Annotated in this window: 11 protein-coding genes; 3 read left to right on the forward strand and 8 right to left on the reverse strand. The window is 62.0% G+C overall.

Features of this window, described 5'->3' with window-relative positions:
- Positions 1–171: 171 nt before the first annotated feature.
- A complete protein-coding gene (locus FJ957_RS02835) occupies positions 172–1,230 on the reverse strand; it encodes an ABC transporter substrate-binding protein (RefSeq protein ID WP_140828232.1) in 1,059 nt (352 codons plus the stop codon).
- A gap of 293 nt (positions 1,231–1,523) precedes the next feature.
- Here FJ957_RS02835 and FJ957_RS02840 point away from each other — a divergent pair, with 293 nt between their 5' ends.
- Both FJ957_RS02840 and FJ957_RS02845 read left to right on the forward strand, forming a co-directional pair.
- Positions 1,524–2,807 carry an aminotransferase class III-fold pyridoxal phosphate-dependent enzyme gene (locus FJ957_RS02840; RefSeq protein WP_140828236.1) on the forward strand — a complete coding sequence of 428 codons (1,284 nt, stop codon included), beginning with the start codon at positions 1,524–1,526 and terminating at the stop codon, positions 2,805–2,807.
- Positions 2,808–2,911: 104 nt separating this feature from the next.
- Positions 2,912–3,505: a malonic semialdehyde reductase gene (locus tag FJ957_RS02845; RefSeq protein ID WP_140828240.1), complete on the forward strand. Its 594-nt coding sequence runs from the start codon at positions 2,912–2,914 to the stop codon at positions 3,503–3,505.
- Positions 3,506–3,614: 109 nt separating this feature from the next.
- Here the strand turns inward: FJ957_RS02845 and FJ957_RS02850 are convergent, their stop codons facing one another.
- From FJ957_RS02850 to FJ957_RS02875, 6 genes are all read right to left on the reverse strand, one after another.
- Entirely contained in the window at positions 3,615–4,574 is a 960-nt protein-coding gene (locus FJ957_RS02850) for an aminotransferase class IV (protein WP_140828242.1), read from the reverse strand.
- Positions 4,575–4,799: 225 nt separating this feature from the next.
- Positions 4,800–6,350, reverse strand: a complete 1,551-nt coding sequence (locus tag FJ957_RS02855) for an ABC transporter substrate-binding protein (RefSeq protein ID WP_246685772.1) — start codon at positions 6,348–6,350, stop codon at positions 4,800–4,802.
- Between the two features lie 75 nt (positions 6,351–6,425).
- Positions 6,426–8,603 (reverse strand): alpha-ketoacid dehydrogenase subunit alpha/beta, encoded by a 2,178-nt coding sequence (locus FJ957_RS02860; protein WP_140828250.1) that lies wholly within the window; start codon positions 8,601–8,603, stop codon positions 6,426–6,428.
- A 20-nt stretch (positions 8,604–8,623) separates the two neighbouring features.
- Positions 8,624–10,162 (reverse strand): 3-hydroxyacyl-CoA dehydrogenase, encoded by a 1,539-nt coding sequence (locus FJ957_RS02865; RefSeq protein ID WP_281407668.1) that lies wholly within the window; start codon positions 10,160–10,162, stop codon positions 8,624–8,626.
- 1 nt (position 10,163) lies between these two features.
- Complete coding sequence (locus tag FJ957_RS02870) at positions 10,164–10,955, reverse strand: enoyl-CoA hydratase-related protein (RefSeq protein WP_140828259.1); 792 nt, start codon at positions 10,953–10,955, stop codon at positions 10,164–10,166.
- A 446-nt stretch (positions 10,956–11,401) separates the two neighbouring features.
- The gene (locus FJ957_RS02875; protein ID WP_140828265.1) at positions 11,402–12,433 is read right to left on the reverse strand and encodes a GlxA family transcriptional regulator; all 1,032 of its coding nucleotides are present in this window, start codon (positions 12,431–12,433) and stop codon (positions 11,402–11,404) included.
- A gap of 458 nt (positions 12,434–12,891) precedes the next feature.
- On the opposite strand from FJ957_RS02875, the gene FJ957_RS02880 reads away from it, so the two are divergent.
- Entirely contained in the window at positions 12,892–13,554 is a 663-nt protein-coding gene (locus FJ957_RS02880; RefSeq protein ID WP_140828268.1) for a TetR/AcrR family transcriptional regulator, read from the forward strand.
- Positions 13,555–13,568: 14 nt separating this feature from the next.
- On the opposite strand, the gene FJ957_RS02885 is transcribed toward FJ957_RS02880, so the two are convergent.
- Positions 13,569–14,156, reverse strand: a complete 588-nt coding sequence (locus tag FJ957_RS02885) for a TetR/AcrR family transcriptional regulator (protein WP_181180480.1) — start codon at positions 14,154–14,156, stop codon at positions 13,569–13,571.
- Positions 14,157–14,449: the final 293 nt, after the last annotated feature.

Raw genomic sequence — 14,449 nt, forward strand, 5'->3', positions numbered from 1 at the left:
CCTTACATGCGGATAGGGGCGGTTGGACGGCGCAACCATTTCACCAGATTGTCAGGCTTTCGCACAAGCGGCGCTGGCGGAGTCGAATTGGCAAATGGTCCAGTCGGAACGAAGGAAGGAACCGCGCGGACATTGAGTTACCCGCGCGGCTCCGTCTTGGAAGGTTCCCGTTTATTTCGCCACGACCCAGGTGTTGAAGCGGTCGTAGATCTTGGTGCCGTTCTCGAGCCAGTAGTCGCCGTCAATCGCGACCGCAAGCTTCCGGTTCTCCGGCGAGCTCGGCATGCGCGCGCGCTCCTCCGGCGACAGGATGTCGAACGCCTTGTCGTTCGTCGGTCCATAGGGGATCAGCTTGGAGAAGGCGGCCTGGACTTCCGGGTCCATGCAATGCGCGATGAACTTCATCGCGGTGTCACGGTTGCGGCCGCCCTTCGGCAGGCTCCAGATGCCGGGCGTGTGCAGCGAGTAGTCGAACGTATAGTCGATCGGGCCGCCCTGTTGCTCGACCGGGTCGACACGGCCGTTCCAGCACATGCCGAAATCGGCGTCGCCGTTGGCGAGAAGCTGGGCGCTCTGCGCGCCGGAGGTCCACCAGGTGATGGACGAACGGATGCCGTCGAGCATGGCAAAGGCGCGGTCGATATCCAGCGGATAGAGCTTGTCCAGGGTCTGGCCGGCGCCCAGCGCCGCCACTTCCATGGTCTGCGCGGCGTTCTTCCAGAGCGTCCTGCGCCCCTTGATCTTCGGATCGAAGAATTCCTGCCAGTTCTTCGGGCGGCCGTCCTTGGAATCGGTGTTCCAGCTCAGCACGCAGCCGGCGATGTAGCACGACGTCCAGTATTTGCTGACGGCGCCATCGATGAGCCCTTCCTTCGGAACGACGCTGTAGTCGATCTCGTCGAGGAGGCCGGCAACGGCGAGCGGAGCGGCCTCCGAGGAATCCGTATCCGTGACATCGATGTCGACAGCGCCGGCCTCGACCATCGCCTTCAGCCGCGCGCCTTCCATGTAAGGGGCGCTGATGATCTTGATGCCGGTCTTCTTTTCGAAAGTGTCGAAACATGCGGCCTTGAACGCATCGCCCAGCGCGCCGCCGCCATTGGCGACGGAGAGCGACGTCGGCGCTGTCCGGCCGATCGCCGGCATTGCAAGAAATGATGCCGCGGCGGCCGTGCCGGCGCCCAGCTTCAGCACGCTGCGTCTGCTCAGACCATTCTTGGTAGTGTTCATGGATTCCCCTTTGGATTTTTGATTTCCGGTTTCGGTGACGCCGCGTCCTTTAGGCGGCCGGCCGAGCTCGGAGCCCCCAGGCAGGGCCGGCTTCTCCGACGATCGATCCTGCCATCAGCTGTTCTCCTCGGACGCCCGGCGCGGCGAGCCGGTCGCGGTGGCGGCGAATGCGCCCGCATTGCCCGGCTCCCGGGTTTTGTAGCGGAAAAGGAGCCGGCAATCCATCTGATTCATCATTGATAGTAGATATTTTTCTTGCTATAGGCTGCAGCGCAAATAGGGAAATCACATCAATGACTTGGTCGAATCGTCGGAATTCAGAGCTGCTTGAACGCGCCCGGCGCGTCATACCTGGTGGTATGTATGGCCATGAATCTACAGCGCTTTTGCCTTCCGACTTCCCGCAGTTCTTCAGTCGCGCCAGCGGCGCGAGGCTGTGGGATGTCGATGGCAATGAATATATCGACTATCTGAGCGCTTATGGGCCTAATCTATTTGGCTATGGAAATGCCGACGTCGAAGCCGCCGCGCGCCGGCAGGCCGAGCTTGGCGACACCATGACCGGACCGTCGCACCTGATGGTGGAACTGGCCGAGGCGATGGTCTCGATGGTCTCCCATGCCGCTTGGGCGATGTTCTGCAAGAACGGCAGCGACGCCACGTCCATGGCGATGACGACCGCGCGCGCCTATTCCAAGCGCCGCAAGATCCTGGTGGCGACCGGCGCCTATCACGGCTCCCAGCCCTGGTGCACGCCGAATCGCACCGGCATCGTCGATGACGAGCGGCGCCAGATCATCGCCTATGAGTACAACAACGTCGAAAGCCTGGAGGCAGCGGTGCGGTCGGCTGACGGCGACGTCGCCGGCATTTTCGCCACGCCGTTCAAGCACGAGGTCTTTGCCGATCAGCTGATCCCCTCCGAAGCGTTCGCCAAGGCCGCGCGCAAGATTTGCGATGCCGTCGACGCGCCGCTCATCGTCGACGACGTCCGCGCCGGTTTCAGGCTGGCGCGGGACTGCTCGTGGTCAATCCTGGGAGTGGAACCCGACATCAGCTGCTGGGGCAAGGCCATCGCCAACGGCCATCCGATCTCGGCGATGATGGGGTCGCAGCGTTTCTACGCCGCCGCTCGTTCCATCTTCGCCACCGGCTCCTTCTGGTTCTCCGCCGTTCCGATGGCGGCCGGCATCGAGACGCTGCGCCTGATCCGCGAAACCAAGTATCTGGAACATACCGTGGAGTTGGGCGACAAGTTGCGTGCCGGCCTCGATGAGCAGGCCGCCGCCTTTGGCTTCTCGTTGCGCCAGACCGGTCCGTCGCAGATGCCGCAGATCCTGTTCCATGACGATCCGGACATGCGCCTCGGCTATGCCTGGGTGACGAACGCCCTCAAGCATGGCGTCTATTTCCATCCGTATCACAACATGTTCCTGAACGCGGCCATGACGGCGGCCGACATCGAGCAGACGTTGAAGGCGAGCGAGCAGGCCTTCGCGGAGCTCAAGGCCGAGCGCACGCGAATTCCCGCAAACGAGAATCCGCTCGTCCTGGCAAGGCTCAAAGTCGCTCGCTGAAGACGGACCTTGCGGCGGTCCGCCGGATACGGAGCGCCGTATCTTCGGGGGAACATCACCGAATCGTCAGGCACCCTGGTCGCATGAGACGGGGGCCTGAATTCATGCCCAAGGACGCGCGGATCGCAATGAACGACTACAGCATTTTCACGGAAGCCCGCACACATAACAAGTGGACGGACAGGCCGGTCTCCGACGATACGCTGAGGCAGCTCTACGACCTCTTGAAGATGGCGCCGACCTCGGCGAATTGCTCTCCCGGCAGGTTCGTCTTTGTCAGGTCGCCCGAAGCCAAGGAAAAACTCCGGCCGGCCCTAAGCAGCGGCAATTCTGCCAAGACCATGGCGGCGCCGGTCACCGCGATCGTTGCTTATGACGAAGCCTTCTACGACCGATTGCCGGAGCTCTTCCCGCATACGGACGCGCGCTCCTGGTTCACGTCGAGCCCCGATGTCGCGCATGAGACCGCCTTTCGCAACGGCACCCTCCAGGGCGGTTACCTTATTCTTGCTGCCCGCATGCTGGGGCTCGATGCCGGACCCATGTCCGGCTTCAAGAACCATCTCGTCGACGAGGCCTTCTTCGCGGGAACGACCTGGAAGAGCAACTTCCTGGTCAATCTGGGCTATGGCGATCCGGCAGGCCTGTTTCCGCGGTTGCCCCGGCTTGCCTTTGAAAACGCATGCCGGATCGCTTGAACAGGCAATCCTGGAAATGCGAAAGGCTGCGGCCCTCATGGTCCGCAGCCTTTTTTGTCCGAGCGGCCCGCTGTCCGCCGTTCGCGCTGAGGCGGCTGTCCGTCGGCTTTCAATAATTGATGGCGAAGCTGCGCATCGGATCGTAATGAGCTTCCCAATAAGCCTTCCAGATTGTTTTGCTGATCGGACCGACTTCTCCGCTGCCTACCGGCACCCCGTCCAATTTGGTGATCGGCATGACGCCGCCGGCCGTGGTGACGAACAACAGTTCATCGCAATTATAGGCGGCGCTCACCGGGACGTCCTCGACATGGCACTCGACGCCATGCGCCTTGGCGACTTCCAGCACGGTCTTGCGCGTCACGCCTTCCAGCACGCCACGCTTCGGTGTCCGCAGCACGCCGTCCTTGATGATGCAGACGTTGAAGCCGGAACCTTCGGTCAGATTGCCGTCCCCGTCCGTCAGGATCGGGTAGTTGGCGCCGCGATCACGCGCCTCCAGCATGCCGCGCACGAAATCGCCCCACTGCAGGTTCTTCACGGTCGGGTCGATGGCGCCTGGCGGCACGCGACGAACGTCGCGTGCGATGACGGCCGAGCCGCCGGTCTTCTGAAGTTCTTCCCCCATCACCCACAAGAAGGGCTGCACCATGAGGTAGAGGTTGTTCTCGATTTCATCGGGGCTGTACTGGCGGATGAATTTCAGGCCGCGCGTCACGATCATGCACACATAAGCGTCCCGAATGCCGCTCCTTGCCGCCATCTCCACCAGCTTTTGCCGGATGCCGTGGCGGTCGAGCGAGCTGCGCAGCCGCAACTGCTTCAGGCTGCGCTCGAAACGGTCGAGATGATCATCGAGCCGGAAGAAGCGGCCATCCCAGATCGAGGGCACATCATAGGTCAGATCGGAATGGAGGAATCCCTGGTCGAGAATAGGAATGCGGGCTTCGTGGATCGGATAAAGCTCACCCTCGACATAGGCCACCCCCTTCGCGAACGGATTGTCGCTGGCCTCGAGTTCGGCAACGCGCTTGCGGTAGGCGTCGAAAATGAAGTCGGTATATGCCACGGGCAGCCTCCACGTTAGTCGATTTTTATCGACTAACCAAAAATGCGATCAAGACATTGATTTGTCAACGAGATTCGAGCGACAATTCACTGCTATGATTGTGCCAGGATAGCAATTGCGGTGGCCAGGACAGGCGCCCCGACCACTGCGGCAATCCAGGAATCTGGTCGAATGGACTGTATCCGCGAGGGCCCCTCAAAGGCCTCGCGGATACAGGGATGTCGCTCAGTCGTCGAGCGTGATCTCGTAGAGCGGAACGTTTGAGCTCGGTGAATTGCGAACCCCGTGGACCTTGCTGCCATAGGCCAGGATCGTGTTCGGGCTGATCATCGGAATGATGACGTTCTGCGCTTTGATCTTCTCGCCGATATCGAAATAGATTTTCTCCGCCTTTTCGGGCGAGGACTTCAACGCTTCGGCCAGCATCTCTTTGGTGTCGTTGAGGACGAAGGACGGATCGGTGGCCGCGCCCGCGCGCTTGGCCCAGGTCGAGTCCGGCGCCAGGCCAAAGTAGTTCACATACTGCGAGGTTCCGTAGAAGTCGGGCGCGAAGAAGACGAAGGTGAGCGGGATGTGGTCCTTGTTCGCCGCCTCGCGCCAGTTCGGGAACTCGACCGGCTTGAGCTCCAGCTTGATGTTCACCGCCGCCAGATCCTGCTGGATCTTCTGCATGGCGAGCGTGAAGTCGACGCCGTAGACGTTCAGCTTCGGATAGGTCGCTTCAAGCGTGAAGCCGTCCGCGTGGCCTGCCTTGGACAGCAGCTCCTTGGCCTTGTCCGGGTTGTAATCCGGGATCGAATGTCCTGAGCCGCCAGGGAAATCCAGCGGGAAGGGCACGGAAATCAGTCGGCCATTGCCTTCGCCCAACGTGAAGTCGACAAGCGACTTGCGATCCACGGCGAGCGAGATTGCTTCGCGGATGTCGGCCGTCATCGGGAAGGGGTTCGCAACGGCGCCAGGGCTGATGGCGATGTAGACGAAGTTGTTGGACGGCGCCGATTCCGTTTTGACATCCGGGCCGGTCAACGTCTTGGCCGTTTCCGGGTCGATGTTCATGGCGATATCGGCCTGGCCGCTCTGCAGCAACTGGGCCTGGGCCACGGCGTCTCCGACCTGGCGGATGACGATCTCGTCGACCTTGGCCGGTTCGCGCCAGTATTTTGCGTTGCGCTTCAGACGCAGCTCGGCGCCCGGCTGGTAGGATTCGAGCACGAACGGGCCGGCGCCAGCCGAATGCGCCAGGAACCAGGGTTCGGCTGGGTCGGACTGCGCGGCGTCGGCTGCAGCCGTGGCCTTGCCTTCCGACTCCGCGACCTTGCTGTTGACGACGCCGAAATAGCTCGCGGCCAGAACGTTCAGCAGCTCGGAATCGGCCTCGGCGGTCTTCACGACGACGGTTTCAGCGTCCGGGGTTTCCACGGATGCAATCGCCGAGGCGAGGTCGGACGGGCTGCCCTTGATGTTCTTAAGCCGCTCCCACGACCACTTCACGTCCTTTGACTCGACTTTGGAACCGTCGGAGAAGACAGCCTTCGGGTTGAGCTTGAACGTGAAGACTGTCTGGTCGGCGTTGACCGTCCAGCTCTCCGCGATCACAGGCACAAGCTTGTTGTCCTTGTCCAGCGCAAGCAGGCCGTCATAGACCGCTGCGTTGTAGATCATGCAGGTGTCGCACCAGCTCTTGTGGATATCGAGAGAGTTGATGTCCATGTCGCGGGCGATGACCAGCGTCTTGGCCGCCGCCGGCATCGCCGTAGCGACAAGGCCGCCAAGCATCGTTGCCGCAATAAGGCTCTTCCAATGTTTAGAGTTCCCCAGTCTCATTACCATGCTCCTTCTGGCATTTTCGGTTCACGCACTTTCGGTAATCAACTCCATCGCCTGCCGCAGATTCTCGGTCGATCCCAGCGCGGCCTTGTTGAGAACGGCCGACACGACTGGCGCCGAAAGGCTGCCGGTAACGTGGAGTATCTCGTGGTCCAGATCGTCGAAGGCGCGCGCCTGGATCTCGGCGATCCAATGGCGGCCGAGTGAAAGGCCACTCGCGACCTGCTCGACGATGATGACCCGGTTTGTCTTGGCGATGGATGACAGCACGAGGGGCCAGTCGGTCGTGAGCTGGCCGATGCTGCGCATGTCGATGATTTCGGCGTCGATGCCGGTTTCTTCCGCAACCTTCACGGCGGCGGGCACCATGACGGATGTCGCGAGAACCGTACAGGCGGAACCGGGCCGCACGATCCTGGCCTTGCCGAACGGAATGCAGTAGTCGCGCTCGTCGCGCGGGACGAAGCTCTCGCGCTGATAGAACTCGACATGCTCAATGATCGCCACGGGATCGTTTGTCTTGAGAGCCGTGTTGAGCAATCCGACATAGTCGAACGCCGTGGTCGGCGAGACCACGTGCCAGCCGGGAAACATCCTGAACAGCGCCGCCGGGTCGCTCGAATGCTGCGAGCCGTAGCCGGTATGCGGGGAAACGCGCACCCGCATGACGAGCGGCACCGGAAACCCGTCGCCGAACATGTGTCTTACCTTGGCGATGCCGTTGGCGATCTGGTCGGCCGCCACGAAGCAGAAATCGCCGAACATGATTTCGACGATGGGCCGCAGCCCGCGCAGCGCCGCGCCGAGCGCCACGCCCGTGAAGCCGTTCTCGGCGATCGGCATGGCCAGCACGCGGCCGGGAAACTGCTCGAGGGCGGACCGGGTAAAGCCGCTCACCCCGCCGCGTAGCCGATGGACGTCTTCGCCAAGCACGATGATGGTCGGATCCGCGGCCATTGCCGCGCCCAGCGCTTCGCCGGCGGCCGTGACGAAGCGGGCTTTCACCAGCTGGTCGGGCGCGAAGTCCTCGATCTCGCGATAGTTGAGCCCCTCGGCTTCGGAGGTCGGCGCCAGGATGCCCGTGTCCACCGACTGCGCGGAGGGCCAAAGATTGTCCTGTATGCGAAGCTGGTTGCTGCCCGGCGCGGTCTCCGTCAACCGGTTGGCCGCCGACTGGACGACAGCGCTGAGCCGCTCGTCGATAAGAGCCAGTCCGGCATTGTCGAGGATCCCCAATTTGCTGAGGCGCGTCTCCGCCAGCCGCACGGGATCGCGCTTCAGCCATTCCTGCTCTTCCTCGAGGCTGCGATAACCGAAATCGCTTCCGGTCTTGCTGCCGCTCTGGTGGAAGTGGCGGTAGCATTTCGCTTCGATGACGACCGGGCCGCGTCCCGCGCGGATCGTTTCGATCGCGTCGGACATCGCGTGATGAACCGCGACCACATCCATGCCGTCGCATTCGATGCCGGTGAAGCCGAGCATCGGACCGCGCGAGGCGATCCGGGGTTCGGCCGTCACGTCGTCGATATGCGTGGAGACGGCGTAGAGGTTGTTCTCGACGAAGAAGATGACGGGCAGCTTGTAGGCGGCCGCGATGTTCATCGATTCATAGGCGGCGCCCTGCAGCGAGGCGCCGTCGCCGAAGAAAGCGACCGAAATCCCGTCCCTGCCGAGGATGTCGTCGGCGAGCGCATATCCGACGGCGTGCGGAATGTTGCCGCCGACGATGGCGCTCGTGCCGGCCACGCCGGACTCTGCATGTCGCATATGCATCGAGCCGCCGCGGCCTTCGCAGTAGCCTGGCGACAGCCCCATGATTTCGGCCATGAAACGGTAGACGGCGTCGTCCATCCGCGGCGTGAACTCCTGGCTCAATATGTCGAAGTCCGGCTCGGTCTGCGCGTTGACCAGCTTCGTCAGCACCTGGTGATGCGCGCGATGCGTGCCATTGATCTGGTCACAGGCGCGCAGCATCGAAATGGCTCCGACGGCCGCCGCCTCCTGACCGATGCTGGCATGGGCCGGACCATGGATGAGACCGGCTTTCTCCAGGTCGAGGATCTTTTCCTCGAAGCGCCGGATCAGTTTCATCTGCGCATAAAGGCGAACCAGATCCTGTGCAGGCACACTCGACCAGTCGGACTCGTCCGCTTCGATCCGGTACCACGGCGCTGAAGGCTTCAACTCATGCTTTTGGGCCAAATCCACTCCTCCCGGCCAGCTCAATCTTCCAGCGACAATCCCAACTCGGCGCGGCGGCGCAGCCACAGGCTTGCGCGATAGCGGGGATCCCGGGTGCGGTCATGGACCGTATCCAGGATGCGCAGAATGCGGGCAGGGCCGAGCCTGTTGCCCCATTCCAACGGTCCGTGCGGATAGCCGAGCCCAAGCCGCACGGCGGCGTCCACGTCTGCCGCCGATGCGATCTTCTGCTCGACGATCTCGCTGCCGATATTGACGATCATTGCGACCACGCGCTGGCAGACTGCCCCGCAACTGTCATTGACCAGCGTCGCCTTGCGGCCGGCGCCTTTGACGAGAGCGAGCGCCGCGCTGGTGGCATTCTCCGAAGTGGCCGACGAAGCGACCAGCGTCACATGACGGTCCAGGCCGAAATAGGGATCGAAGCCGACGCAGAGCGAGGGCGGCAGGCCTAGGCGGATCGCCGCGCCAGCGGCATCGCCGCCCTCCAGCCCGACGAGGATGAGGCCGGCTTGCTCCAGCGCATTATCATCCTGAGCGCCGCAGAGAGCGGCGCCGGTCGAGGCGACCAGCTTTTGCATATCACCGGCGTCGTTGTCGGCCAGAACGGCCACGCAATCGGGAAGTCCTGCGACGTCGGCCTTGGACGCCGGTTCAGGCGGAGCGACTTGGCGATTGGCTTCGTAAGCATAGAAGCCACGCCCGGTCTTGCGCCCGAGCAGGCCTGCCGCCACGCGCCGCGCGGCGATGACCGACGGACGATAGCGCGGATCGTGATAAAACTGCGTGTAGACGCTTTCCATGACTGGATGCGAGACATCGAGACCTGTCAGGTCCATCAGCTCGAACGGCCCCATCTTGAAGCCGGCGGCATCGCGCAGGATTGCGTCGATCTCACCGATCGAGGCCACGCCCTCGCGCAACATCGCCAGCGCCTCCGTGCCGAAGGCGCGGCCGGCGTGGTTGACGATGAAGCCGGGCGTGTCGGCGGCCACAACGGGATGATGGCCGAACCGGCTGGCGAGCTCGACCAGTGCGTGCTCCACCTCGGGCGCCGTATGAGCGCCGGAGATGACCTCGACCAGTTTCATCACCGGCACGGGATTGAAGAAATGGTAGCCGGCGACCCTCTGCGGACGCTTCGCGGCGGATGCGATCGCCGTCACCGAGAGCGAAGAAGTGTTCGTTGCGATGATTGCGTCCGGTCCGACGATCTTCTCCAGCGCCTCGACGAGCTGACGTTTCGGCTCGATCCGCTCGATGATGGCTTCCACGACCAGATCGACGCCTGCCAAGCGGTCGAGGGCTTCGACAGGCTCGATGCGGGCCAGCCGCTCTTCGGCCGCGTCCGCGCTGATTTTGCCCGCTGCGGCTCGCGCGCGCTGACGCGACGCGATTTGCTGGACGGCGGCGGCTGACTTTCCGGGCGCATCGTCGACGATCATGACGTGAATGCCTGCCGCGGCCAGAACCTCGGCTATGCCAGAGCCCATCACACCGGCGCCTACGACACCGGCTTTTTCGATCCGAGCTCTGGCGACTCCCCCCGTGCTTGCCAAGTCAACGCCCCTTGAACGAGGGCGTGCGCTTCTCGATGAAGGCGGCAATGCCTTCCCGTTTGTCGGCCGTATCGAAGAGCAGTTGAAAGGCCTTGCGCTCCAGCCTCAGTGCCGTTTCCAGCGGAGCGTCCTCGCCGTTCACGACCGCTTCCTTGATCTGCTCGACGGCCAGCGCGGGGAGGCGGCTGATCTTCCGGGCGATCTGCAGCGCCTGCTGCAAAGCCTGGTCTTCATCGGTGAGGATGCTGACAAGGCCGGCGCGCTCGGCATCCTCGGCCGAAAACATGTCGCCGGTGAGAACGAGCATCAGCGTCTTGTATTTGCCGATCGCCCTGAGCAGGCGTTGGGTGCCGCCGGCGCCCGGCATCAGGCCGAGCTTGACCTCGGGCTGCCCGAAAGTGGCTGTGCGTGCCGCCACGATGATGTCGGCATGCATGGCAAGTTCGCAGCCGCCGCCCAGCGCAAAGCCCTCGACCGCGGCGATGACCGGCTTCGGACATCTGGCGATCACATCCCAGTAACGATGGGTGCGTTGCAGAAGCACGTCGGCAGAGCCGAGCTTTTCGAATGCCTTTATGTCGGCGCCTCCGACGAAATTGCCGCCACGCCCGGTGATGACGATCGCGCGGATTTCCGGGTCTTCTGCTAAGCCTGCCACCGCGGCAGCGAGCTTCTCCCGCACTTCCAGGTTGATCGCGTTGCGCACTTCCGGGCGATTGATTTCTATCAGCCCCACGTTTTCGACGGGACGACTCTCGACGATGGCGAGGGATTGATCGCTCGTGGAACTCATTACTGACCGTGGAAATCAGATAGTGGAATTAAATTTCATTTCACTCGACTATAGTCAGCAGCAATGGGGGCCGCAAGGGCATTGTTCGATGCCGTCGATACGATCCGGAGCGAGCTAGGCGAGGCGGTGCGCGCCAACGACGTGGCATGCGACTGGCCCGCGATCTTGGCAATTCCGAAGCGATGAAGCCATTTGCCAAGCAGGGTCAATGCATGCGCTCCGGGTCCAAAAGCAGGATCCATGACATTCAAGCTTGCCGAGGAAGTGTTCGCAGGGTCCGACAAGACGTTCGCCGAGACCACACCGGAGGACGTCGCCAGGCTCGTGGCTTTGGGCCCGGGCCACTAGCCTCCGGAACACACAGCAGGCCGCGCTGGAAAATGAGGCGACAAAGGTCGTTTGGCCAGTGTGGCGGTGACCGACCAACTACCAAAGACACAGCCTGATCATCGCAAATCGAGTTGGCGGCCGTCGCCCGTTTCGTTTGACCTCTCCAGCGAACTGTTCCTCATGGCGAAGCGGCGGCGATACTCGCGAGGCGGAATGTTTAGCACGCGCACAAACGCGGCCCGCATCTGCTCTTCGCCCCGATATCCGCAAGTCTCGGCTATCCCTTCGATCCGATCGTCGCTTTCTTCAAGCAGGCGCCGCGCGGCATCGAGCCGTATTGCCTCCACTGCCTTTGCAGGAGTCCGCCCGCGCTTTTGGGTGTAAACGCGGGTAAAATTCCTTAAGCTCATGTGCATACGCTCCGCAAGCGCCTCGACATTAAGTGGCGTGCCCAGGTTCTCGGCGATCCAACGGTCAAGCTCAACGAAGGCGTCCGAATCCGCTTCCCCCTGGGTCGCCAGAAGCGCGCTATACTGTGACTGCCCCCCCGCGCGCTTGAGGTACACGACAAGCATACGCGCTACGCTCATCGCCGCTTCGCGACCGCAATCGTCCTCGATCAGTGCCAAGGCCAGATCAATCCCTGTGGTCACTCCGGCAGACGACCAAACACGTCCGTCGCGGACAAAAATGGCGTCGGGTTCCACGGTTATTTCGGGATACCGTTGGGCAAGCAATTTCGCGTGCATCCAATGAGTGGCGGCGCGTCGACCTTTCAACAGACCTGCCGCCGCGAGCAAGAAACTGCCGACGCAGACGGAACATACGCGGCGGCATTGCGGGCCTGTTTTTGCCACCCACTTGATGAGATCGACATCACGCGTGACGTCATCGACCAGAAACGCCCCCGGCACAATCAGCGTATCGATCGTCACACGATGGAGGGATTTGATCGATTGCGCGACAAGCGGCACTCCGTCGGCCGTGGCTACCTGGCCGCCTTGCGAGGAAACAACGGTGCATTTGTAGCGGATGCGGTGCTCGCCTCCGAACTCCGAGAACACACGGAAAGCCTCCAGCGGTCCGCCCAGATCCAACAGCGATACGCCCGGATAAACAGCAAGGACGATGTGCCGTTCCTCGGTCAAGCATGTGGCCACGGCTTGTTTCCTTGCATCTGAGGGTAATCGTATCGGCCTAGTACTTTGGCCGTGTTTGTGCGGGCAATCCGCGCCGCTCGATGTGAGCTTCACCTAGGTTTCCAGCCATACCTCTGCGAAGGCCGTTTCCATGGGATGGGTGCTGCCTTGATGGACGCTGCCTTTCTTCGGCTGTGCCGCCGCCGGGCCGCGAGACCGATCATGCCGTAGGCAACGGCTGCGAATTCAGCCCGATCGATCCGGACCACATCCGTCCAACCGGGCTTGGCGAGGTACGACACCAAAGCGCCGGCGACCCTGCCTCCGATTGCCACTGCTCGGTAGTGTGACTTCAATCCTGCCTCCCAAGATCAGGATGATCACCATTCGACATATATGTACAATGATTGGACAGCTATGTCCAGTAACTCCTTGCGCCATGTTTTGGGCTGTGTCATTCGTCAGTGATGATCAAGGTGATGCCACAGAAAGAGCCAGCCCCCGGCAACATCAAGGTGACCCGCTGGGATTGGATCAATCTGGCTCTGGAAATGCTGGTCACCGAGGGCGTGGAAAGCGTACGTGTCCTGCAGATGAGCGAGCGGCTCGGCGTGTCGCGATCGAGTTTCTATAATTATTTCGAGAGCCGCCAGGATCTGCTCAATCGCCTGCTGGAGCATTGGCGCGACACGAACACCAGGGCGATCGTCGAAAGGGCGGGAAGGCCTGCCGCGACGATCATTGGCGGTGTAATGAACGTCTTTGAGTGCTGGGCGGACGAGAGCCTGTTTGACCCGCGCTTCGATTTCGCTGTGCGCGAGTGGGCACGCCGCTCCGCCGAAGTGCGCCGGATCATTGACATGGCGGATGATGAGAGACTGGGCGCCATATGCGACCTTTATCTGCGCCATGGCTACAGTGAAGAAGATGCTCTCATTCGCGCCCGCGTGCTCTATTACATGCAAATAGGCTACTATGTGCTCGACGTGAAAGAGCCGGCGGAGACTCGCCTTGGCCATCTTGCGGCCTATCTGCGCAGCTTCACCGGGCAGGAACCAAGCGACGCCGACGTGGCCCACTTCTCCACCTTCGTCATGCAGGCGCGATCACGACAAACGGCCCTCAAGTAGCGGGCAAGATGTCCTCAGGCCTTTGCCGTTGCCACGTGCATCAAAATATCCACCAGGCAATCCTGGCCCGACCCTCGAAGCGCTTCCGGCGGACTTCGACCGTAGCCAACCGTCAGCAGCAGTCCATCCGTAGCGGCCATGATGACAGCAGCGCGTTGCAGCCCGGCGTCGAAGGAGAGTTCCGGCCTTATGCGCAGGATCAGATCGCGGAAGCGGACAAGCTGCTCGTCGCACAGCCGATCCAGGGCCTTGCTGGCGATGGGATCGCGATGCGCCAGGTTCCAGAGTTCGTAGAAGAACCCGGCGGTGTGGGCGTTCTTGTTGTCCTCGATGAGGAAATGCAGCATGCGCCGAAGCTTGGTCTCCGCATTGCCGAGAGTCTCGCTTTCGAGGCGGCCAAAGGCTTCGTTGTAGTCATGGGTGATGGAGTCGATGACGGCCTCGAAGAGTTTTGCCTTGTTGCCGAAGAAATGTTGGACGGTGGCGATCCTCACATCGCAGCCGGAGGCAACGGCCCGCAGGGTGAGGGCGCCATAGCCGTCACCGATCATGATCGCACGCGCGACGTTTACGATCTGGGCGCTGCGCTCGCCGGCCGCCATCCTCTTCTTGCCCCTGACCCGCTGATCCATCTTGCCCTCCGTTCCCTCGACTAGCAGTTCGATGCCTTCGCGTCATCGCGTTCACGAGAACGGTATAGGCGGTAGTCGGCGTATTGTTTATAGGTCAATTGACATATTGAGTGTCGTTTGTTAACACATTAACTACCGCTTGGCCGCAGCGGGGCGAGATTTTTGGGCTCACGTCGGAGGAGGACAGCAGGCTCGATACAAATTTCAATTCACAGACGGGATTGGGCGTCCGCTCATCGCCTGACGTTGGCCGCTCTTTCGCC

This window comes from Mesorhizobium sp. B2-4-6, assembly GCF_006442775.1.
Lineage (GTDB): Bacteria > Pseudomonadota > Alphaproteobacteria > Rhizobiales > Rhizobiaceae > Mesorhizobium.

Bases quoted from the DNA above. Each gene is read 5' to 3' on its own strand.
- FJ957_RS02835 (WP_140828232.1), bottom strand. From the start codon at position 1,230: ATGAACACTACCAAGAATGGTCTGAGCAGACGCAGCGTGCTGAAGCTG.
- FJ957_RS02840 (WP_140828236.1), top strand. From the start codon at position 1,524: ATGACTTGGTCGAATCGTCGGAATTCAGAGCTGCTTGAACGCGCCCGG.
- FJ957_RS02845 (WP_140828240.1), top strand. From the start codon at position 2,912: ATGCCCAAGGACGCGCGGATCGCAATGAACGACTACAGCATTTTCACG.
- FJ957_RS02855 (WP_246685772.1), bottom strand. From the start codon at position 6,350: ATGCTTGGCGGCCTTGTCGCTACGGCGATGCCGGCGGCGGCCAAGACG.
- FJ957_RS02870 (WP_140828259.1), bottom strand. From the start codon at position 10,955: ATGAGTTCCACGAGCGATCAATCCCTCGCCATCGTCGAGAGTCGTCCC.
- FJ957_RS02880 (WP_140828268.1), top strand. From the start codon at position 12,892: ATGATCAAGGTGATGCCACAGAAAGAGCCAGCCCCCGGCAACATCAAG.
- FJ957_RS02885 (WP_181180480.1), bottom strand. From the start codon at position 14,156: ATGGCGGCCGGCGAGCGCAGCGCCCAGATCGTAAACGTCGCGCGTGCG.